3 protein-coding genes are annotated in these 2145 nt (G+C 37.9%); all 3 read left to right on the forward strand.

The window, feature by feature from the left end:
• Positions 1-525: DUF4365 domain-containing protein (locus tag ACTRWE_RS19100; protein WP_462880523.1), on the forward strand; the 525-nt coding region annotated here is incomplete at its 5' end.
• Positions 526-1677 (forward strand): hypothetical protein, encoded by a 1152-nt coding sequence (locus tag ACTRWE_RS19105; RefSeq protein WP_462880524.1) that lies wholly within the window; start codon positions 526-528, stop codon positions 1675-1677. It begins immediately after the preceding gene.
• 38 nt (positions 1678-1715) lie between these two features.
• On the forward strand, positions 1716-2060 hold the full coding sequence (locus ACTRWE_RS19110) for a DUF6508 domain-containing protein (protein ID WP_128583603.1): 345 nt from the start codon (positions 1716-1718) through the stop codon (positions 2058-2060).
• The last annotated feature ends 85 nt before the right edge of the window (positions 2061-2145 follow it).

Raw genomic sequence — 2145 nt, forward strand, 5'->3', positions numbered from 1 at the left:
GGCTTCAAGAGGAGTATCTTAGGTACGATGGATAAAAACCAGAAAAAGGACTTATTTAGCCGAGCATATGTAAAAGCTGTTGCTGCTCAGCTTGGTTTTAGATCGTCTATTCCTGATGTTGATGATGATAGTGTCGACCTAATACTCCAAGGAAGAGGGTTCTCTTCTGGTATAAGAAACCCTCAAATTGAAGTGCAGCTAAAATGCACATCTAGAAACAATGAAAATGAGAAACACTTAAAATTTGTACTTTCTATCAAAAACTATAATGACCTAAGAGGAGATGGGTTGCTTTGCCCTCGCTACCTGTTTGTTCTGGTTGTGCCTGATGATGTGCAAGAGTGGATGCTCCATGAAACAACCCATACCACAATAATGCATTGTTGTTATTGGATTTCACTCATGGATTGCCCTGATGTTTCAAATACTACCAATATCACAATTGAAATTCCCAGAGAAAACCTTTTGACCTCAGATAGTTTGTTATCACTAATGGAGTCGGCAAGTATAAGAGGGGCTGCTTAAATGAATGTCGAATTTAGAAAAGCTCTGGAATCCATTACACCTAATTTACTGAAGAGCTATCTAGAAAGTCAAAGCTGGATTAAGAATGGAAATATCTCCAATCAAGCCAATATTTGGCACAGAGATGGCGATGAGTCATATACACATGAGGTTATTCAGCCGATTGATTCAAAAATTAGGAGCTACGGACAGCGATTAATTGAGGCCATCAAATCTGTTGCTGAATTTGAGAATAGAGATATTTCAGCCGTAATTGATGATATGACAAATTTTAGCTCCGACCTTGTCAAGGTTCGGGTTACACACCCCGATGTTGAGGGGGGAACGATCCCCCTGGAAGATGGTGTTTTACTAATAGAACGATCTCGAGACTTATTAATAGCATCTACGCTATCAACTTTTAAGAGGCAAAAGGTTTTTAATGGTAGCCGCTCTCAAGACGTTCAGGATTTCTTGGGTAAACTTAAGTTAGGGCAAACAGAAATTGGAAGCTTTGTAGTTAATCTTATCTCTCCTATAGAGGTTGGCTCCGAAACTCAGCAGGATGGTTGCGATACTTCGCTGGCAAGATCTGTATCAATGAATTTAGCTAGAAGTCTTACAGCTATCTCAGAGGCAGTCGATAAATATGCTAATTCAAAAAGCATTTTCGACTTTGAAGAAACAGTAAACAAAGGCGTAAGTGCAAATCTATGTGATGCAATAATAGGTTTAAGTGGTTGTGCGAAATCAAGACGTTTTTCTATAAAAATTAAAACTGGTGGGCTTGAAGCTGAGCCTATTAATTTCGCAGACAACTATGAATTTTCTCCTCAATCGATTCCCAATTTGGAAGCCGCTTCGGAATACTTGAAAGGGCGTTACACAGTTAAAAACTTCCAAGTTTTTGGGTTGGTCAGTGTTTTGAAGCATCTTCCAAATGATGAGTATGGTCAAATAACAGTGAAAGCCTTAGTTAAAGAGAAGCTCAAATCTATCACAATTCATTTGCCGTTGGGCGAATACTGGCAGGCCTTTGAAGCTCATAAATCAGGCGAGGAAATAACTTGTCGTGGTACACTAAATGTTTCCCCTAAGTCTGCGCAGTTACTTGGGCCAACAGGCTTTGAAGTGGTTAAACCGAATAGAGGCATTTTTGATGATAAAACCTAACAAGCGCATTTTGTCGGATTGATTTTCATGGAGGATGTATGTTTTCAAAAAGTGATGTGGAAAAACTTGAAAAAGAGTATATGCAGGCTAAGGAGGCGTTACCTGATATAGAATACTTAGGTGGTTACCCTAAATATCCTGAAGTTATTTCTAAATTTATGAATGCTCTATGTGCTCCTCCATGGTTTAAAATTGATTATGACCCACGTGAAGTAGAAAAAATCATCTCCAATATAGATAATGCTTCTCCTGATAACTTATGTAATGTACTAACAAATGCGAATCGTATTGAACGTTTTGGTGATGGACAATGGGCTGTACTTTTAAAAGAAGATTTTTTTCCTTTAGTTATATCCCGTGCATACGTACTCACGAAAACCTAAAAAATAATTAACACAACTAAACAAGACACCCATCTTTAATTTTGTATTTTAATTTAGGTAACCTGAGCTTCGGATAAGAAATTAC

It is taken from the genome of Pseudoalteromonas sp. G5_S1_54_S4 (assembly GCF_054968565.1).